Source organism: Candidatus Lokiarchaeum ossiferum, assembly GCA_025839675.1.
Taxonomy (GTDB): Archaea; Asgardarchaeota; Lokiarchaeia; order Sigyniarchaeales; family Promethearchaeaceae; genus Lokiarchaeum; species Lokiarchaeum ossiferum.
On sequence record CP104013.1, the window covers coordinates 1,143,275 to 1,163,704 of the forward strand.

Consider the following 20,430-nt stretch of genomic DNA (forward strand, 5'->3'; position numbering starts at 1 on the left):
ATCTGAGGATTAAAGATGAATTTTTATTTTCAAAGAACAAAGGGTCATTAGGGATAGTATGAAACCAACACCAAATAAAAACACCACACAAGATTTTTCAGCGGCAGATTCTAGTTTTCAAAGTCGATTGAAATGGATTGCTAAAATTCAAGCCGAAATTGTCAATAATATTCCGGGATTTTTGGTGGTAATGTTGGATTCAGATAAAAAGGTATGTTTTATGAACACTTTTGCATGTGACATGCTCGGTGTGAATCAAGATGCAATATTGAGCCAAAATTGGTTTAATGAGTTTCTTCCACCTCTTGAAATCAAAATATATGAACAAAAATTTGAAGATTTTCTGGCTGGAAAGACATTTGATTCAGTGATGGAATATTTTTTGGTCGCAAAAGATGGAACCAAATTTATAGTTCGATGGAATTTAGAATTGCTTAAAGATGAGCAAGGAAAAATTGTTGGATTATATTGTATAGGAAAGGATGTGACAGAAAAGCGCATTATGCAGATGGAACTAAAGCATCGTATTGCAATGGAACAACTTATTACAGAAATCTCAACCACCTTCCTAAATATAGATTTGGATCAATTAGATGAAAAAATTCAAGATCTGCTTGCCAATATTGGGGTTTTTACCAATACAAACAGGAGTTATTTATTTCTTTTCCAACCTTCCAATGAACAATTCTCGTTATCCCACGAATGGATCTCAAAGGGATTCAGTTCAATTCAGCCAGATTTAAATACAATTTCTATCAAGGATTTTAATAGGTTTTATAACCTTCTCACCGAAGGAGAAATCATCAATATTCCTACAACGAAGAAAATATCCCAAAAAGCGATAAATGAGAGATTGATTCTCCAAAGATTGAAAATAAACTCATTTTTATGTGCCCCCTTAATACAAAATGACAAAATGTATGGCTTCATTGGGTTAGATTCTCAAATTGAAAACAATATGTGGGAATTACATGATATTCAATTACTTAAAACCATAGCAAATATTTTAGTTAAAGTGTTTCATGAAAAAGAACTTCTTTTTGAAAAAGAAAAACTTGAAAAGATGTTTGAAAAAGCCTTCTATTCAAATCAGAATCTGATGATTATAACCTCCCGCAAGGATTATAAATTTGTCTCGGTTAATCAAAGCTTCCTAAATGCAATTGGGCTTCCCAAAGAGGAAGTTATTGGACATTCTTTACAAGAATTTGGTGTCCCATGGTCTCAAGATCAGATGAAAATTATTTCTAATCAATTGGATGAAAAAGGGAGGATTTCTTACTTGATTCTACCCTTCATAACGGGTGCAGGAGAAAGAAGAATTGGATTATATTCCATGGAAGCCTTTTCTAGCAACGATAGTGAATATGTTTTAACATCTGTAATTGATGTGACCGATCAAAAGCGCATCGAGAATGAATTAGAACTTTATAAACGCTTGATTGATACTTCCGATTTAGGTTTTGTAATGTATGATTTACAAGGAAATATTAAATATCTTAACCCGGCGATTTTGAAAATTTGTGAAATACATACACCCCGAGATTTATTCAAGGGAAATATTCATGAATATTATTCAGAAGAGTATAAACGACTAGTAACGAAAGAAATTATTCCATTAGTAATGCAAGAAGGGCAATGGATGGGCGAGATTACAATAAAAACAGCTTTAAATCATTTTGTTCCTTCAATTCAGAATATCTTTCTACTATCAAGTAATGATAAAAATTCGACCATTGTTGCAAATATAGTTCAAGATATTCGAGAACAAAAGGAAGTTGAACAAATTTTGGTTAAAAAGGAAAAGAGATTTAGGACTCTCGCAGAAAAAATTCCTCTTCCTATAGCGATTTCAGATACTAATGGAAATCACCTATATCTCAATCCTGCTTTTCAAAAACTTTTTGGTTATTCTTTGGAAGAAATACCAAATACAGAAGCTTGGATGAATTTAGCATATCCAAATGAGGAATATCGACAGTCCATTTATGATTATTGGATTGATATTAAGGCAGGGAAGCAAAAATATCAACCTAAGAATATTACATGCAAAGATGGAACGATTAAAAAAATTATTTTTCGTGAATTTCCCCTTGCTGATAATGAATTGGTTTCAATTTGCGAGATATTTGAAGATATCTCCGAGTAAGGATACATTAGACAGTTTTTTTCACAATTCTTGTGGAATTTTAAATAGAAGATTTAAAAATCCTTAGATCATCTTCTAAGATATGGGGACTCAACATAGAATCACAACACAAATGGATTTATTAGATAATAAGGGGCACCTAATAGAACCAGGTTATGCGACAAAACTACTTTGGAAGTACGATAGAACTAAAATCAAAGCGGGTTGGCATCGAATCAAAGAATGGGATTATTATTATATATTGAATGAAGATTATGGCATTACATTTACTATGTCTGATTTGGGATATGCAGGTATGCATGCAGTTGCGTGGTTAGATTTTCAAAATAATACAACAACCCAAGTAGATACACTATCTATTCTTCCGAAAGGAAAAACTAATTTTCCTTCTACATCCACATCTGGAAATGTAAGTTTTAAGGATAAAAAAATAGACATATCCTTTGAAGTTCATGATAATACACGTATACTAAAAATATCGTGCCCTAACTTTGAAAATAAGCGGGGAGAAAAAGGATTAAAAGGAGAACTAAGATTATTGCAAGAACCAGAAATGGATACTATGGTAATTGCGACTTCATGGAAAGATAAGCCTAAAAAATTTTATTATAATCAGAAAATAAACTGTATGCGAGCGGAAGGGACCGTTACCATCGGAGATCATGATTATAAATTTTCACCAGACTCAAGTTTTGCTGGACTGGATTGGGGACGAGGAAACTGGACTTATAAAAATCGATGGTACTGGGGTAGTGCATCAGGTGAATTAAATGGAGAACTTTTTGGCTGGAATATTGGATATGGTTTTAGTGATCGAAGTCCCGCTTCTGAAAATATGATCTTTTACAAGGGAAAAGCCCATAAGTTAGATGAAGTGACATTTGAAATTGACACAACCGACTATATGAAACCGTGGAGGTTCACTAGCAATGATGGAAGGTTTGAATTAAATTTTACACCTGCTGTGGATCGATATAGTAAAACTAATTTATGGCTAATCGTTTCTGAGCAACATCAAACTTTTGGACACTTTTCAGGTCATGTAATCTTGGATGATGGGACTAAACTAGAAATTAAAGATTTTCTTGGATTTGCCGAAGATGTCTTAAATTATTGGTAAAATTATAGGCTAGGATAAATTTCGTTGCCACATTTTAGGAAAAATTTTTATTTTTTGTAATTTTCTCACAAATCATGACTGATATTCTTCAAACGCCCTCGGGATCGACATCTAAACAAAAAAGAATCTCAGAATTACTTCTAGTTACTACAACAATTCTCTGGGGTACAACATTTATCATAACTAACACCGTCACACAAGTTGTACCACCGATGTTTTATATGGGAGTGAGGTATTTAATTGGATTTCTTGCTTTTTTGCCTTTCTTAGCCCATTTAAAACGAATTGACATAAAACAATTAAAAATTGCCTTTATTGCCAGCTTTCTGGTGTGGGCATCTTTCGCACTTCAGACTATTGGGATTAAATTAACCACTGCAACTAAATCGGCATTTATAACGGGATTAAATGTAATCATGGTTCCAATTTTTATTGCTATTTTTTATAAGAAAAAAGTTCCAGTAAAAATATGGATTAGTACTGTACTCGCTCTTTTAGGAGTATCAATCATGACCTTCGGAGGATTCGATTCAATTGAATTAGGAGATATTTTAGTTTTGATTTGTGATGTCTTCTATGCTTTGTACATAATTTACTTGGATAACAACTTAAAGCACGTAGATACAATTGGATTCTCTATTATCTTAGTTTTCTTGCTATCCTTCTGTTCCTTTATAGTTTCTTTTATTTTTGAACCCATTGATCAGATTTTTGGAGATCTATCATCACAAATTTTTACTCTAGGAAATCTTTGGATAATGCTGTACATGGGAGTAGTTGCTACAATGATTGCAACCTTAACTCAAACTTTTGGACAACGTCATGTTAATTCCACCAGAACTGCGATTATTTTTGCTTTGGAACCTCTTTTTGCAACCTTTTTTGCAGTGTTAGGAAATGAGAGTTTAAATTGGCAGACTATCATAGGAGGAATTATTATTATTCTGGGGATTTTTATTTCAATTGAAAGAGCTAAACCAATTGATGGACCAATTGATCTTAATGGACCTCAAATCACCCAAGAAGAGTAAATTTAATCACTTTTTGCTTTTTCTTCTCCTTCTTCTTCACTTTCAAACTAACTTTAAAAGGTTATTTCAACCTAATTACTATTAGGGAAATGCCAAAAATTATCCGCGTGAATTTAAAAACTCATCAAATAAATACAGAGAGTATTTCGAAAGAGCACCCTCTCAATTTATTTGGAGGTCGTAGCCTTACCTCGAAAATCGTATGTGATGAAGTACCTCCCAAAATTGATCCATTAAATTCTGAAAACAAATTGATATTTGCCAATGGACTATTGGGAGGGACATTAGCCCCTTGTTCAGGAAGGATCTCGATAGGAGCTAAAAGCCCATTAACTAATGGTATAAAAGAATCAAATGTTGGCGGTCGAACCCCCGCATTATTGAGCCATCAAGATATTCGAGCAATAATATTGGAAGAACATGCAAAGGAGTGGAGTTATTTATTATGTCATGACTCAAAAATTGAACTAATCATGGATAAATCTCTTGTTGGAATGAACAATTATGCTTTGAATAAACATTTCCAAGAAAAATATGGTGATAGAATCGGTCTATTTTCCATTGGGATTGCAGGAGAACGCCTTTATAAAGCCGCATCCATTGCCTCAACAGATTTGGAAGGATATCCTTCCCGCCATGCAGGTCGAGGAGGATTGGGAGCAGTAATGGGATCAAAGAAAGTGAAAGCAATAGTTGTAATTCCTGCTAAAGCAAATTTAATTTCTTATTCTAATAAGGAAGCATTCAAAAGCGCAGCAAAAGAGTGGGGATCAACACTTTACAAAAGTAAAAGGAACTTTTCCAAGTTCGGTACTCTCATTGGACTAACTTTTATGAACACAATGCATGGTTTACCCACTCAAAATTTTCGAAGAGGTGCATTTGAGGATGTTGATAAAATTTCTGCTGAAGCAGTTTTTGATTTTATTCAAACCAACCATGGAAAAACGGGTATTCCGTGTAGTCCAGGGTGTGTGATCCAATGTTCGAACTTGGTCTGTGATAGCAATGGAAAACATCTAACCTCAAGTTTAGAATATGAAACCGTTGCATTGAATGGATCTAACTTACTCATAAACAATATTGAGCATTTAAGCAAAATCGATCATATCTGCGATGATTATGGGTTGGATACCATTGAAATCGGGAATGCATTTGGTGTTTATATGGAAACAGGCAAAATAAAATGGGGAGATTCTATTTCAGTTATTGAAATCCTGGAAAAACTTGAATTAAAAGATCCCGACAGCATTGTTATAGCAAATGGAGCAGTCGCGGTGGGAGAAAAATACAATATCACACGAGTCGCTCAAGTAAAGGGTCAAGGTATTTCAGGTTATGATCCCCGAACTTTCAAAGGAATGGGAGTAACGTATCTAACTTCACCAATGGGTGCCGATCATACAGCAGGGGCCGCCATCGCAGGCCGTAAACCATACCCACAAAAAGAATATGGGGAACTTCATAGTGGAGACCATAAAGTAGAACTTTCTCAAGGCCTTCAAATATTTACAATGTTGCTGGATGCAATGGGACAATGTTATTTCGTGGGACCTACCTTTGAAACAGTTCCAATTTTGGTAAAATTGCTAAATGCTAAATACGGATGGGAGCTTGAAACAACAGATTTGATTTCTATGGGAAAAGAATGGCTGTTAATGGAAGAAAAATATAATATAACTGCAGGACTAAAAAAAACCGAACGATTACCTTCTTTCATGGAAACCGAAAAACTAGAAGAGATAGACACAAGGATATGGGATATCCCACAACCAGAAATTGATCGATTTTGGGATGATTTAGTGGTGGAGAAGGAATAAAATGAATCTACTATTGCAAGGAAAAAACATACTTATTACGGGTGGGAGCAAGGGGCTTGGTTTTGCTTGTGCAAAACTAATTGCAGAGGAAGGAGCTAATATAATATTAGCTTCCCGATCTCTCAAAAACTTAGAATCTGCAGCAAAAGAAATTGAAAAAGATATCGGAATCAAACCGACTATTATTCAAGCGGATTTAGCACAACTTGAATCGATTCAAAACTTGCATGCCGTAATTATGTCGAAATTTGAGAAAATTGATGGAATAATCCTAAACGCAGGAGGACCACCTCCAGGTATGTTATTAGACCATGATGACGAAGTTTGGCAATCTGCTATAAATACAAACCTTTTATCTGTTATCAGAATCTGCAAATTATTTGTTCCATCAATGCAAGGCCAAAATTATGGAAGAATTGTTGCGATTACATCCGTTTCTGCAAAACAACCTCTTGATCGGTTGGGATTATCTAATACAACTCGAATTGGAGTCATAGGATACCTAAAAACACTTTCCAACGAAATTAGTAAAAATAATGTGCTAATTAACACATTATTGCCCGGTCCCACTCGAACTGAACGACTAATAAAATTGAATGAAAATAAGGCTCGTTTAACGGGACGAAGCATTCATGAGGTAGAACAAGATTGGATTCAGAATATCCCAATTGGGAGATTGGGTGAGCCCGAAGAATTTGCTCCCTTAGCAGCATACTTAATTTCTGGTCGAAATACCTATATCACTGGTCAAGAGATCGCTATCGATGGTGGTTTTGTAAAATCCGCTTTGTGATGAAATCTATTTTCCCATATGGTTCATAAAGGAACAATAGGATCTTTTTTTTTACTTCGGTTTTCTTCTAATATAATAGGATATCTTATCCAAAGACTTAAAATGAACGAAATTTATCTCCCTCTAAAAAAATCCGACAGAAAATCTGACGATTCTCAAGAAATTGGTTATTCGTTGATTGCGACTGGTATATTTATTTTCTTGGTAAGTTGGAAATGGTTTAAATTGTTGATTTTAGGACTTATTATCTTTGGAATAATTAAAACAATTCAAAAATTGATTATAAGCAAGAATTATCGTAAAAATTGTCCTCAGAATGAACAAAAATCTTATGTCACTGAAGTTTTCATTGAAAGATTCAAATCTCAACAAACTGCTAAAAAGGATAAAATGGGTGATCCAGTATCGAACAATAATTTGGATAATTTTGAGATTCAAAAATCCCCATCTTCGAGTATTGAAGTGATTACATGTAATCATTGTGGTATCACACTAATTTCAGAATTAAATTCCCAATATATGCAACATGGATATATCTATTGTTATAGTTGTGGGATGAAGATTCAGAGCTGCCAATCTTGTGGACTTAACCTTGAATTTGATATGAAATGGATTTTAATTTCCACCCAATTTGTATACTGTTGTTATTGTGGGTCCAAAAATCAGTTGTAACCATTTTTTTTCTATTTTTCCAAATTTGTTCCATAAACCTTCCTTACTCGTTAAATTCTACTCTACAATTGGTAAGTATATTATAATTTTAAGAAATAAGAAGAGAAAGAGAAAAAATAGATCATTTGGAAAAAAGAAGGGAAAAACTATTTTCTATTCTTCTGAATAATTAGAAGAATAGTTGTGTTTAACACACTCGCTATGAAAACGAAATTCAGGTCCCCTATACCAATAGAACCGCCTCTTGATGGAGAACCGACATTATACATATATAATATTTTTCCAATGATTTCATCTTCATGGGTGATCTGAACTTCAATTTCTCCAGTTGAACCAGTTGCAGCTTGAATATACCATTGTAATGTAACACTTGAATCTGGAGCCATATTAGAAAGTGTTTGAGAACCAGTACCATTTACCAATGAAATATAATCATTTTCAACAAGATTAATATCAAGCTCAATGTCATTCGCTTCATTGTATTTGTTATCCAAAGTTAATTCCAACAGAATTGGTTGATTTGGCGTAATCCAGAGATATTTATAGGCTTCTTCTTGCTGAATTCCAATATTCTCTTCACTACCAGATAATAACGTTGAAACATCAAAATGTGTTCCGAAACTACCATTTCGAGATTCCACATATTCCATGGTAGTAGCCACCGTGGAATACGCATGTTTAATATGATATAGAATGGTTGGCTCATCTGTAAGAGGATTAATTGCAATTCGAGGAGACAATACAGAATAGGGTTGATTTGTCACCCGTTCATCCATCCAGTGTCCAGATTTATTAGTGGAGTACATAATATCCGTTGTATAATAGTGCGAAAATTCGGTTTGAGGATAACCAACGAATACAATATGAACATCTCCTTCAGAATCAACTGCTATGGAAGGATAACTTGTGGTAGCAGTCAAAGTATTTATAATGGCAGCATCTTCTTTGGAAGGGGTGTTATCAAGGCGCATATATTTGATATATGCTTGATGAACATCTTGCCCGTTTACAGAAGCCGCTTCAGTCTCAATGAATACAACATGAAGGTTGTCATTTTCATCACAAATAATTGTTGGTCTTTCAGCATAGTCTTTAGTTGTTTGTACGGTAGTAAGTCTAATGAGATCCGAAAAGTAAGGTTCCTCAACATTAGGATTAAATGTTTGATAAAATATATCACGCACTGCTATCGATCCTATCGCCGTATTATTCCAAGATCCTTCAAAAACAATATGAACTAACCCATTTGAATCAACTGCTATTGAGGGATTTTGTTCAAAACGGGTTATGGAATTATTTGTTTGATGTTGTTCATGGTGAGTGCTATTAATATAAGTAATTCCACCTTCATAACTACTAGATGATGATTCTAGCCAATAATAGACAAAATGTACTGCATTATCAGGGCCAATTGCCATCCGGGGTACAAAAGATTTCAATTGACCTCCACCCATACTTGTTTCAGTCCAAGAATTACCAGAATTATTGATATGAAAGGCACCACCACCATCTGCCCGATAGCTTACTTGACTATCACCTTCAAGATCAATTAAAATTTGAGGATTCATCGCTCCATAAGACGGATCAGCAATAGTTTCAGGCGAACTCCAACTTCCAGTTGCATTAGTAATAAATAACAATTTATCAGAATATTCTTCGGGATCTAAATATACGACTTGCATCGTCCCATCAGGTAAAAAAGCGAATTCAGCATTTCTTCCAAGACCAATTTGAGAAACATTAGGTGCAATCCACTTAATATCGGATATTTCAAGACTAGATGTACTCAAAGATGCTTGAACATTTGTAATTGTTCCAATCATCGAGAAAAAGACGCAAAACACAAATAATCTACGTCTAAATGTTTGTTTGTTCATAAGTTATCCCGTTATTTGTAAAGATATGATATATTTAGAATTTCAACTTAAAAATTTCATGGAGTTTTTATACAGATTTGGTAAAAATTGGAAACCACAAGGTCATTGTTAAACGAAAAAGGAAAATCTAAATGATTTTCTAAACAACTTAAATTAATCAATGAAAGATTACGCCATCATTTATAATCCCACTGCAGCCGCGGGAAAAAAAAAGAAACAATTTGACTATGTTATAAAAACCCTCGAAAATCTAAAAATCTCATTTAAACTATTAAAAACAGAATATTTTGCTCATGCAATCACCCTTGCAGAAGAATGTGCGAAAGATGGTTACCGAATTGTCGGATGGGGTGGCGATGGAACTTGTAATGAAGTTCTTAATGGAGCGATAAAATCAAAAACAAATGCACTTTTGGGATTTATTCCCATGGGAACGGGCATGGACATTCCCGGAGCGGTCGGATATCGTCCAGATAACCTTAAAAGAGCATGTGAAATTATTGCCAAAGCACATACTGGCAAATTGGATGTTGGAATCGCGACAAATGCGCAAAATGAAAAAAGATATTTTTTAGGAATAGGTAGCCAAGGATTTGATGCAGAAGTAACAAAGCGCACAAATGAAGGTAATAAAAACCTTCCTGGTACGTGGAATTATATCGCATCGGTTGTAAAAACAGTTTTCGGATTTAAAAAACACAAAATACGGATCATTCACGACAACGGAATCTATCAAAGCACATGCAATCTTGTTGCTGTCGGAAATGGCCCCACTTACGGAGGTTGGATGTACATGTGCCCCAGAGCACGGTTGGATGATGGCCTATTCCACATTTCCATCATTGAAATGGGACGATTTGAATTATTATATAATTTTAACACAATGTACTCACGTACGCTCCACCCCCACAAACATTTAACAGACTTAATCAGCAAAAAGATTCGTATTGAGATGGTAGAATTGAATGATGAACCATATATAGCTCAAGTTGATGGAGAAATCATTGGAAATTTGCCTATTGAATATAGTTTTCTTCCAGGACAATATGAATTTATCAAACCCGAACAAAATGAAGCAGAACAGTGGTTTCAGGAAAAACATGGAACAAAATTCGCAAAACATCTCTCCAAGCTCCAACGAGAAAAATCAGATTACTATACTAATTCAAAATTTGATTGAAAAATTCTCTTTTCTTTAGGAGATTCTGAATAAAATGAAACAGATAAAACAAGCGGGACAATCCTATCCTTTAATCGAAAAGAAATCAAAATTTATTGCTTCTATTGCTCCAGTTGCAACAGAAAGTGAAGCAAAAGCATTCATCAAAAAAATTTCTGAGCAACATTATAAAGCGAACCACAATTGTTTCGCGTACCGAATTGGGATAGATAAAGAACTTCTAGTTAATGAAAGTGATGAAGGAGAACCCTCAGGAACTGCCGGACAACCGATGATGTACGTCTTGGAAAAACAAGAAATTACAAATACCGTCGTGGTTGTTACTCGCTATTTTGGCGGAATCAAGTTGGGAAAAGGGGGATTGGTGCGAAGTTATTCCAAAGCAGTTAGTCAAATCATCAAAGCCATTGGACTTATCACAATCTAAGGACTATTTTTCTTAGAATAAGGAGATCTACTTTTCTTCTATATAGGGCATCTTTATAATTATTTTCTCGCAATGCGTTTGATTTATCAACCGACGGAAAGAATTTTGAGGTATTTGCAGCGTTTCAGTATTAATATTGGGATGGCAGCAAATTTCAGATGCATTCCAAATAGATTCATCCACAAAAAATATGGTTTTATGTTCATTATCATTGATTAACCCTAAAGGGGATACTGAGCCTGGTGTTAAACCCAAAATGGACAAAAGATCTTCAGCTTCTGCAAAACGAATTTTTGGAGCCTGTACAATTTTACGGAATTGTTTTAAATCTAATCGTTTTTTGCTGGGAATAGTAATTAAATAATAGCGCCCATTTTTCTTGTTTTTTAGGAAAAGATTCTTGCAATGAACCCCAGGAATGTGACCACAATGAATTTCTGCTTCAGGTACAGTAAATACGGCTTGATGCTTAAATAGAAGATACTTAATATTATTCAAATTTAACCATGTTTCAAGAGAAGGGTGCATTGTAGATCTACCTTTATATTCAACTGATTACTTGGCAAATTATTAGTTAACTTGCTCGTTTGATCAATCTAAGATTTAAATTAATTTAAAGAGGGAATTATAATAAATGCTGGTTTTTTTTTAATTATAAGAAGATCAGTTTTATTAGTTTTCAAACATTATATTATATAGTACTAGGTACCGAACTTTTTGCAATTCAAAAATTCCTAAGTGATGTTTAGATTTGGAATATTAAATCCTATTGAAACTTTGATTTCATTGTTAAATGAGTTGCACAAAAATACCGAGTTTAGATTGATAATATAAATAAGTCCTTCGTTAATTTGAAATACATTCAAAGGGAATTCTATCAAAAGGTGAAATTATGGAATATAAATATATACGCACAGAGAGCGGAGAAATCAAAAAAGTAGAAAAAAATAATAAATTGAGAATTAAACACGATAATTCTGCAGAGGAATATTCTTCTTTGAGAACCGATTTAAAGCAAAACCTTGTAGAAGTCAAGGAAGGGCTAGCTCAACTTTTAAGTCCAATTCAAAAAAGAGTTTTAAAAATAAATATTGAAAATATCGCCGGTACAATAAAATATTATTTTAGCTCTCAAGCAAATAGACCGAACGCATATCAAGATCGCTTAAACACCCAAAGTTTCACACAAATCCGTGAACTTGTTCGGAATATGCGAAATAAGACGGATGAAGTAGTCAATCGCGTTAAGAATCAATTAAAATATATAGAAGATACAATCGAAGAACAGCGAACCTACATCCTTGGAATAGAAGAACAAGGATCCGTGTTAAAGCGTAAAAATCAAAATTTTGAAAATTCGTTTTAGTAAAACTTTTGGCGTAAAGAATTTAAAAGAAAAAAATTCTTTATCCCATTATGAGTTTTTTTGAAAATTTGATATTGGGATTTGTTCAAGCTCTCCTTGAGTGGCTCCCTGTATCTTCTTCTGGAATTGTGTCCATTTTAGCATTAAATGCATTTGGAAAGACTGCCAGTGAAGCTTTCAGCTTAAGTATTTTTTTTCACTTAGGCACTGCCATATCGGTTTTAGTAAAATATTGGAAAACCTATTGGGATGCAATTTCGAAAGATCGTTCAATGTTAAGATTCTTAATCATTTCTACCGCATTTACGGGTATAATTGGGATTCCTTTGTATTTATTATTGAGAAATTTTTTCGTTGAATTGACAGGATTAGCTTTAACACTTATTATAGGAATATTATTATTGGTAACGGCGACACTGTTGCGAACAGGAAAAATCAAAGCAACGAACAAATTCGCGATGGAAGAAAGAAAGATTTCCGATGAAATTTTCTTAGGTGCGTGTCAAGGTCTAGCAATATTACCTGGAATTAGCCGGTCAGGTACAACTGTTACATTTCTTTTACTGCGTGGTTTTAAAAAAGAAGATGCATTCAAAATGAGTTTCATCATAAGCCTCCCTGCTATTCTTGGGGCAGTAGCATTTGAATTGCTTTTTCCTAATGAAGAAACTGCTTTTATCTTTGGTATTGAATACATAGTCGTCTTGCTCTTTGTAGCAATAATTGGATTTTTGACCATGGAAGCACTTCTTAGATTTGCCAGAAAAATGCCTTTTGATATAATCTGTTATGTTTTAGGTGGAATCACAATAATTTTGGTTATAATTTTCATGATTGTTGGTTCTTCTTAGGATTTGTAAAAAAAGTCATAATATATCAATTTATTTTATTTTTTTAATACATTCTGTAATTGATTCTTTAGTTATAATTGCCTGTAACACATTTTTGAAATTATTTATAAATTATAATGTATTTTGGATCGATTCAATTAAAAAAATATCGATATATTTTAATTGATAAATTAGTTATAAAACTATGAAAATGGCCTCACGAAGTGATAATTTAACTATTAAATTCGGAAGAGAAGAAGTCGATAGCATCGTACCCTACAATGTCGCCTTAGAACGATTGAAGCAGTTTGCGGCGAAATACACCCGAAATGAAGTTTATGAGACAATTCAAGCGAAAAATTCCAAACGAACCCGCAAGGATTATCCATCAATTGAAGAAGCAGCTAATACGCTTTCAATTTTATCCAACAAAATCCATAACAATATCGAATATTTAGCTAAAATATTGCAAAGCAAAAAATAAAGGAGAAATGAAAACAATGCCAATCGAAATAAATTTCAATAAATACTTACCCTCAGGAGCAACTTTTTATGCCTATTATTCAATTTTAAAAGACTTTGACGTCCCCAATAAACCCATTGACCCAATAGGTTCAAAATCAACCACTTTACTTGACTTTGGAAATTATATTTAATCCGTTTTTTTATTGTGTAATTTTTTTCTGCTTTTAACACTAATTTGATGAACGATCTCTTTTTTCGAGAATTAATGAACCAATAAAAGTTCTGGAAATTGTTCCAAAATACTTATAGCAAGAATTTACTGTAAAAGCAATTCTTACAGTTACCGTATGCTAAACTCAATTGAAGCTTTAAAATAAACAGTTTGTTTTGCAAATTTGAAGTATTTCCTAAGATTTTTTTTTGATAAATGATGAAATTGATTATGGATTTAAGTTGTAGAATTCTTCTAATTAACTTCTGAAACCTATGCTAACTAATAGGAGTTTATTTACTAGCAATACTTAAGATAATAGACAACATAGTAAAAAATGATTAGTAATAGGAAAGAAAGAAATTGACAGAAAAAGTCGAAGAAAAAAAACCAAAATTTGGAAAACAGATTTTTACAGGTTATGTGGCGTCAGAATGTGATCGAAATTTATTTCTCTCAATTTCTCGAAAATTTGAAACAAATTGGATGAAACCAGTAAGAAAGTTAAAGAAAGGAGATCGTCCAATTAGATCCCCTTCTTTTTTAAAAAGACTTGGACATAAATATGAAAAGGATGTGTATGATTTATTATATTCAAATCCAATTTCTTCCACTTCCTTTCGTTTGAGTAAAGAACGACCTGGAAATGAATCCCTTACGAAAGAAATATTTGAGGGTATATATGATAGAATCCAAGATGGCCAATATACCGATAAAATTCTTGCTGAATTTGAATATCAACCCCCTGCAACATTTTTTGAAGATCTTCTCTCTCTTTCACCCGATTTTCGAGGAATTCCTTTGGATTATGGTAATGTAAGACCGGACATTTTGATAATAGGCAACTCGTTGACTAAAACACAGAATTCTATTATGGAGATTCTTCCTAATGGGGAAATTAAGGAAATTTTAAACAAGGATTTAGAAACTCGCTTTGGAATAAATATATTTGATGTTAAAAATATTAATAAAGATAAAATCGGAAAAAAACAATTCATTGAAATTTCCTATTATGCATGGACCTTATCTTATTATCTTTCATCTATTAATATGAACCACAAATTTTTTGTTCAAATTGAAAAGAATGGCATATTTCCTCAATATGATAATCTTGAAGATCTTAAATTCAATAATCTTACAGATTTCTATCTCGCTATGATTCCAATAAAGTGGAATGAAGCAAATAGAATATTTACAAATGTGGCAAAAAAAATTAGGGAACTTTGGAAAAGTGCACCGAATACTATCGAAAATATCAATGTAAACATTCAACCTACTTGTGGGCAATGTAGTTATTTAAAAGACTGTATCTATACTTTAGGAAAAACGGAGATGTCTGAAGCGAAAGATTGGTCTTTAAAATTAATACCTTATACATCTAACTCCATAGCTCAGCAATTGGAAAAATTAGGTTTCGAAACCATCGGAGATGTTGGGAAGAACTTAAATAAAATAATAATTGGAGACATTCCAGAGCCCATCTATCCAGAATTGCCGCAACTAGCCCTAAAGACAGCTTCACTACTTAAAAATGACATAGTAATTCCAAAAGGAGGATCTATATATAATACCAGCATCCCCAAGTATTCTCCAATTAGCATTGTCTTTGTAGCCGAATCAGATCCAAGTAATGAACGGTTATTTGCATTTGGGATTCAATCAACAATGTCTATCCATCCGAAAGCACCATATTGTTTGGCTTTTGACAAGTGGTGGGAAATTTGGAAGGGGGCAATAGCCTCAGATGAACCTTCTGAGTTGATTCGGAAAAAAATTGAAGATGAACTATATCAAGAAATGAGTATTGAAGAGATCGACCAAATTAAGTCGTTGCTAACAAATTTATCAAATTTTAAAATTTATATTCCGGGAGATACTATCAAAAAGAAAAAAATAAATCATGCAAAAATTACATTCCAATTTTCCTATGTTACTGAAGGATTAGAGCCCGATGACGAATTCAAATTAATTTTAGAAGCATTCCCTCGAATTTATGCCCTTTTAACATTATGTAACTATATCGAAAATCACGTAGTCATTAAAGGAATCAAAGAAGGAACATTTTATGGCCCAGATTCTGCAATTTTTTACTGGTCCAAAGAGCAATTAAATAATATTGAGCAAATGATGCAGCGTAATTTAGACAAGATAATTAAGAACAAAAAATTGAAGGCTTATTTAGCAGAATTAGTTTCTTGGTTTGCACCAAGTGATTCTGAGGTAACTCACCCATATCAGCATAAAAAAATGTTCAACTTACAATCTTTTGCAGAAACTTCCATGGGATTTCCGAAAATCATAAACTATACGTGGCATGAAATAGCAAAAGATCTTTCTGGAACGATCAGTAATTCCCTATATTGGATACCTCATTTTAATTACATGGATTTTACAGCATGGCACGAATTTTTAATCAAAAAGGAAGATGATTTGCCAAAAGCATTAGAATTAAAAGAAATATTGCATAGGCAGATAAAACATAAATTGCGGGTCCTAAATTGGTTACGAATGAATTTTCAGTTTAAATCTAATAAAAATATCTCTAATAATTCGCGTCCCATAAAAATGGATTCACTTAAATCAATAAAATTGGATAGAAATTATCATCAAATTGCTTATGTATGGTATCTATTTTCGAAGTTAGAAGGTACTATGGATGAATTGGAGGCGGAGCATTTCAGAACCATCTATCCAGAATTTAGTATTGGAAAATTGGCCGCAGCTCGTGTTTCAAACTTACGAGCTCTTGAAACGGGGGATAAAAAAATTATTCATCGCTTTGAACTTCGAAATCTATCTTCCAATATGAAAATAAAAGAAGGAGATCAAGTTTTCTTAATTCCTGAGGAAAAACGAGATTTGAAGGTGGGACCATGGATCCGCGTCTGGATTATAACCATCGAACGAATGCAATGGAACACCAAAATCTCAGGGTATGAAGTAGAAGCAAAAAAGAAACCGAAAAATTTAATCGAAATTTACAAAGGGGAAGTCGAATTTCCACAAGAAAATCCTCAATGGTATTTGTATCCCTATGCTTTTGATGCATGGTCAACAAAGTTATTTAATCAAAAAGGAGAAGGGCTTTTACAAAATAATCATTTTGGAGATTCTTGGTTGGGAAAGCGATTATCTTTTTTCTGGGATATTCGTGCCAATCCAGAATTATTTTGGCCGAAATCTTGGCAATTTAGCACCCCAGAAGTATATTACTACGACCCATCTCAGCTCCCCGATGAAATTACAAAAGAATCTGAAAGTGAACAAAATATTCTCTACTCGGACATATATCCTTCCCCCGATCCATCTCAAAGTGATGCGATAGATTTCGCGTTAAGAAATGTACTTTATGCGATAAAAGGACCTCCAGGTACCGGCAAATCTCAAACTATAGCAGCGTTAATTGACGAATATATTTTACGATGTCAAAAGAAAGGACAAAAATCAGTAAAAATTTTAGTTACTGCATTTTCTTATTCTGCTATTTTTGTGTTGATTGATAAAATCCAAAAAAGTCGTAATAGCAAGCAAAAACCTACTCTTTCTGCCCAGTTACAAAAAATATTCATCCGTTCAGGTTCCCGTGATCCTATTGCCGATGAAAAGGGATGCCGGCACATTGATGATTTAGTTCGCGAAAATGGGGCATGGAAATGGAATGGTCTTTCACGAACAGTCACAAAAAAGAAAAAACTTGAAGAAGTTTTGGAAGAGAATTATATTATTTTTGCCAACGCACACCAATTATATAGATTAAGGGAGCGAGTTAAGGATTCATTTGAATTTGATCTAATAGTAGTGGATGAAGCCAGTCAATTACCCACAGATCAATTCATGGCAAGCTTACAATATATCCATAAAGAAACATTTCATCTTCAACCAAAATCAATGGAATCTGTTTCTCAAGCATTTGGCACAGAAATTGAGAATTTTGAATCAGTTCAAAAGTTAAAAAACATAAACCCAATCAACATAAATAATTTAACTAAAGTCGTTATAGTCGGTGATTATAATCAATTACCTCCAGTTCAGCGTATTAATCCACCAAAGAATCTTGAAAAAGTATTAGATAGTTTATTTAGTTATTATGTCAGGTATCACAAAATTAAATCGTCTCAATTAAAGGTAAATTATCGATCCCATGAAGAAATTGTTGCCTTTACATCTCAATTGGGGATTTATGAGGATTTAACCGCATTTTCTTTGAATGCAAAACGAAAAATTACCGGAAACGTAAATCAGATTAAAATTCCTTGGATAAAAACAATTTTAGATCCTGAAGTTATTGCTGGAGCAATCATTCACACCACTCAATTTGAAATTGCCATAAGTGCTATTGAGGCATCGATTGTATCTCAGATTGTGATACAATATTTTTTCATGAAAGAAATTCGGGATGAAAATGAAGAGAGAAAATTCTGGCAAGAAGCAATTGGGGTTGTGGCCCCCCATAATGCTCAAGGACGCCTTATCATCTTAAAAATATTTCAAGCCTTGACCGATCCAAAGGATACTTTAACTTTTCTTTCAAACACTGAACTCATGGATTTACTGAAAAGTAGCATTTATTCTGTGGAAAAATTCCAAGGATCGGATAGAGAATTTATTTTAGCCACCTTTGGACTCTCAGATAAGGATCAATTACGAGCTGAAGATGAGTTTATTTATGATTTAAATCGGTTTAATGTGCTTACATCCCGAGCTAAGTCGAAGATAATCGTCTTGTGCAGTCAAGAATTCTTAGATTATATCCCAGATGATAGGGAAATTATGGATCAAGCCGCTCAAACCCGAAATTATGCTTTAGACTTCTGTAACCATGAAACAAGTATGAAAGTCGAAATCGAAAAATCCACCGGAAAATTTGAAATGGAAACAATTCTATTCCGTTGGAAGGGTTAGCGATTTTAAAAGGAAGAAGTGTTAATAAAGAATAGAAAAAAAAAACAATCTGATAAAAATGGTTAAATTTCTTCATATTGCCGATACTCACTTGGGCTATAAACAATATAATCTTCAAACTCGATATAATGATTTCATCCAAGCATTTCAATTTATCTTAAATAAAGCAATTGACGAAAGGGTGGATTTTGTATTAATTGCTGGCGATATGTTTAATGATAGTAAAGTGAATCCGGAAACTCTAAGTAAAGTATATCAAATCCTATCTCAATATCAGGACACAACTAAATTGAAATTGAAGAAAGATATTCCCATTTTGGCAATTGAAGGGAACCATGATAGTCCAATTTTTTCATCTCAATCGTGGATGAAATTTTTGGCAGATTTAGGATTGATTCACCTCCTTTCAGGAGATTATAACACGACATCAAAAACAGTTACTTTCACACCCTATTCACCAGAAACAAATCGGGGAGGATTCATAGAACTAGAAGGGGTTAGAATTTATGGGCTGCCTTATTTTGGAAGTAATACACCTTTATTATTTCCAGCGATCTACGAAGCAATCCAAGAATCAGATGATTATTTTACTATTTTGATGATGCATTTTGGTATTGCTGGAAGAGATAAAAAAAAAGCGGGAATTAATTACACCCCAGAATTGGAAAAACTCCATAAAAAGGTGAATTATCTCGCTTTGGGTCATTTTCATACGATGTACACTTTTCCAATGGAAGATGAATGGATTTATAACCCAGGTAGCAGTGAAATAAATGATATCAAAGAATATGACGTAAATAGGGATCATGGAGCATTTTTAATTGAAATAAATGCAAGTGATACAAAGAATTTTGAAGTTACTAAAATTCTATGTGAAAATGGGGACTCCCAATCAAAAAATCTAATCCCAAATCGCACTTTTTATTCTCCCACTCCAATGAATGTTGGAGCTTCAAAAGCAACTTCCTTTAAAGAGACATTACAAGAAGTCATTAAAAATCTAAAGGCTTTTGGATTTAAATCACGGAAAAATGAAGATAATATAAACAAATCGGATAATTTAAACTATCCAATCTTAGTACTTACCTTATTTGGAACGGTACCTTATTCGCGGTTAGAATTCAATACTCGTCAATTACGGGAACACATTTTAGAGGAACTCGATATTTTGGATGCACGCATTTACAGCACTTCAATTCAGTCCGAATTAGATGGAATAATCATTGAAGGTGATGAAGAACTTTCAATTGATGAAATTGAGAAAAAAGTATTCGAATTTATGATTGATAGTAATAAAAATTATACTCCTGCAAGAACTGATTTATTAAACTTAATTTTCGATATCAAAGCACAATTGCAAGAAATCGATGCAGATCCTAAATTTCTAAAGGATCATATAAAACAATGGTATTCTTCCCATATTTCAGAATTGAAGGGCAAAGAAGGAAAGAAAATTAAAGAAAAAAAAATTCAAAATACTGAAAATGATGCAAATTTAGACGATATGGATGATCTATTGGGCGATTTAACGGAATATGAAGATTCTGGAGAAGAAGAATTTGATTTTGAATTATAGGAGGAATTTTA

General features: G+C 33.3%; 16 protein-coding genes. 14 read left to right on the forward strand and 2 right to left on the reverse strand.

All coding sequences use genetic code 11. The features are described from left to right. Positions 1-58 precede the first annotated feature (58 nt). The 6 genes from NEF87_RS04615 (at position 59) to NEF87_RS04640 (ending at position 7,585) form a co-directional block, all read left to right on the forward strand. Positions 59-2,149: a PAS domain S-box protein gene (locus tag NEF87_RS04615; protein ID WP_457918854.1), complete on the forward strand. Its 2,091-nt coding sequence runs from the start codon at positions 59-61 to the stop codon at positions 2,147-2,149. An 82-nt stretch (positions 2,150-2,231) separates the two neighbouring features. Beyond that, positions 2,232-3,269 carry a DUF2804 domain-containing protein gene (locus NEF87_RS04620; RefSeq protein ID WP_457918855.1) on the forward strand — a complete coding sequence of 346 codons (1,038 nt, stop codon included), beginning with the start codon at positions 2,232-2,234 and terminating at the stop codon, positions 3,267-3,269. Positions 3,270-3,343: 74 nt separating this feature from the next. Beyond that, complete coding sequence (locus tag NEF87_RS04625) at positions 3,344-4,300, forward strand: DMT family transporter (RefSeq protein ID WP_457918856.1); 957 nt, start codon at positions 3,344-3,346, stop codon at positions 4,298-4,300. 89 nt (positions 4,301-4,389) lie between these two features. Continuing rightward, entirely contained in the window at positions 4,390-6,120 is a 1,731-nt protein-coding gene (locus tag NEF87_RS04630) for an aldehyde ferredoxin oxidoreductase N-terminal domain-containing protein (protein ID WP_457918857.1), read from the forward strand. Between the two features lies 1 nt (position 6,121). Further along, positions 6,122-6,913, forward strand: coding sequence for an SDR family oxidoreductase (locus tag NEF87_RS04635; RefSeq protein ID WP_457918858.1), 792 nt, complete (start codon positions 6,122-6,124; stop codon positions 6,911-6,913). Between the two features lie 102 nt (positions 6,914-7,015). Beyond that, positions 7,016-7,585 (forward strand): hypothetical protein, encoded by a 570-nt coding sequence (locus NEF87_RS04640; protein WP_457918859.1) that lies wholly within the window; start codon positions 7,016-7,018, stop codon positions 7,583-7,585. A 146-nt stretch (positions 7,586-7,731) separates the two neighbouring features. Here NEF87_RS04640 and NEF87_RS04645 read toward each other — a convergent pair whose 3' ends face one another. Beyond that, the gene (locus NEF87_RS04645; protein WP_457918860.1) at positions 7,732-9,462 is read right to left on the reverse strand and encodes a hypothetical protein; all 1,731 of its coding nucleotides are present in this window, start codon (positions 9,460-9,462) and stop codon (positions 7,732-7,734) included. A gap of 160 nt (positions 9,463-9,622) precedes the next feature. Here NEF87_RS04645 and NEF87_RS04650 point away from each other — a divergent pair, with 160 nt between their 5' ends. Further along, a complete protein-coding gene (locus NEF87_RS04650) occupies positions 9,623-10,642 on the forward strand; it encodes a diacylglycerol/lipid kinase family protein (protein ID WP_457918861.1) in 1,020 nt (339 codons plus the stop codon). 34 nt (positions 10,643-10,676) lie between these two features. After that, positions 10,677-11,069 carry an IMPACT family protein gene (locus tag NEF87_RS04655; protein WP_457918862.1) on the forward strand — a complete coding sequence of 131 codons (393 nt, stop codon included), beginning with the start codon at positions 10,677-10,679 and terminating at the stop codon, positions 11,067-11,069. Between the two features lie 27 nt (positions 11,070-11,096). Here the strand turns inward: NEF87_RS04655 and NEF87_RS04660 are convergent, their stop codons facing one another. Then, entirely contained in the window at positions 11,097-11,597 is a 501-nt protein-coding gene (locus NEF87_RS04660) for a prolyl-tRNA synthetase associated domain-containing protein (protein ID WP_457918863.1), read from the reverse strand. A 364-nt stretch (positions 11,598-11,961) separates the two neighbouring features. On the opposite strand from NEF87_RS04660, the gene NEF87_RS04665 reads away from it, so the two are divergent. The 6 genes from NEF87_RS04665 to NEF87_RS04690 all read left to right on the forward strand — a co-directional run bounded on the left by NEF87_RS04665 (position 11,962) and on the right by NEF87_RS04690 (position 20,419). Beyond that, positions 11,962-12,435, forward strand: coding sequence for a hypothetical protein (locus NEF87_RS04665; protein ID WP_457918864.1), 474 nt, complete (start codon positions 11,962-11,964; stop codon positions 12,433-12,435). 50 nt (positions 12,436-12,485) lie between these two features. Then, positions 12,486-13,286, forward strand: coding sequence for an undecaprenyl-diphosphate phosphatase (locus tag NEF87_RS04670; protein WP_457918865.1), 801 nt, complete (start codon positions 12,486-12,488; stop codon positions 13,284-13,286). A 190-nt stretch (positions 13,287-13,476) separates the two neighbouring features. After that, on the forward strand, positions 13,477-13,749 hold the full coding sequence (locus NEF87_RS04675) for a hypothetical protein (protein ID WP_457918866.1): 273 nt from the start codon (positions 13,477-13,479) through the stop codon (positions 13,747-13,749). 16 nt (positions 13,750-13,765) lie between these two features. Continuing rightward, entirely contained in the window at positions 13,766-13,921 is a 156-nt protein-coding gene (locus NEF87_RS04680; RefSeq protein WP_457918867.1) for a hypothetical protein, read from the forward strand. Positions 13,922-14,304: 383 nt separating this feature from the next. Next, positions 14,305-18,843 carry a DEAD/DEAH box helicase gene (locus tag NEF87_RS04685; protein WP_457918868.1) on the forward strand — a complete coding sequence of 1,513 codons (4,539 nt, stop codon included), beginning with the start codon at positions 14,305-14,307 and terminating at the stop codon, positions 18,841-18,843. Between the two features lie 58 nt (positions 18,844-18,901). Beyond that, positions 18,902-20,419 (forward strand): metallophosphoesterase family protein, encoded by a 1,518-nt coding sequence (locus NEF87_RS04690; protein ID WP_457918869.1) that lies wholly within the window; start codon positions 18,902-18,904, stop codon positions 20,417-20,419. Positions 20,420-20,430 lie beyond the last annotated feature (11 nt).

Coding starts and splice junctions, on each gene's coding strand:
- NEF87_RS04615 (WP_457918854.1), top strand. CDS start 59: ATGAAACCAACACCAAATAAAAACACCACACAAGATTTTTCAGCGGCA.
- NEF87_RS04620 (WP_457918855.1), top strand. CDS start 2,232: ATGGGGACTCAACATAGAATCACAACACAAATGGATTTATTAGATAAT.
- NEF87_RS04625 (WP_457918856.1), top strand. CDS start 3,344: ATGACTGATATTCTTCAAACGCCCTCGGGATCGACATCTAAACAAAAA.
- NEF87_RS04630 (WP_457918857.1), top strand. CDS start 4,390: ATGCCAAAAATTATCCGCGTGAATTTAAAAACTCATCAAATAAATACA.
- NEF87_RS04635 (WP_457918858.1), top strand. CDS start 6,122: ATGAATCTACTATTGCAAGGAAAAAACATACTTATTACGGGTGGGAGC.
- NEF87_RS04640 (WP_457918859.1), top strand. CDS start 7,016: ATGAACGAAATTTATCTCCCTCTAAAAAAATCCGACAGAAAATCTGAC.
- NEF87_RS04645 (WP_457918860.1), bottom strand. CDS start 9,462: ATGAACAAACAAACATTTAGACGTAGATTATTTGTGTTTTGCGTCTTT.
- NEF87_RS04650 (WP_457918861.1), top strand. CDS start 9,623: ATGAAAGATTACGCCATCATTTATAATCCCACTGCAGCCGCGGGAAAA.
- NEF87_RS04655 (WP_457918862.1), top strand. CDS start 10,677: ATGAAACAGATAAAACAAGCGGGACAATCCTATCCTTTAATCGAAAAG.
- NEF87_RS04660 (WP_457918863.1), bottom strand. CDS start 11,597: ATGCACCCTTCTCTTGAAACATGGTTAAATTTGAATAATATTAAGTAT.
- NEF87_RS04665 (WP_457918864.1), top strand. CDS start 11,962: ATGGAATATAAATATATACGCACAGAGAGCGGAGAAATCAAAAAAGTA.
- NEF87_RS04670 (WP_457918865.1), top strand. CDS start 12,486: ATGAGTTTTTTTGAAAATTTGATATTGGGATTTGTTCAAGCTCTCCTT.
- NEF87_RS04675 (WP_457918866.1), top strand. CDS start 13,477: ATGGCCTCACGAAGTGATAATTTAACTATTAAATTCGGAAGAGAAGAA.
- NEF87_RS04680 (WP_457918867.1), top strand. CDS start 13,766: ATGCCAATCGAAATAAATTTCAATAAATACTTACCCTCAGGAGCAACT.
- NEF87_RS04690 (WP_457918869.1), top strand. CDS start 18,902: ATGGTTAAATTTCTTCATATTGCCGATACTCACTTGGGCTATAAACAA.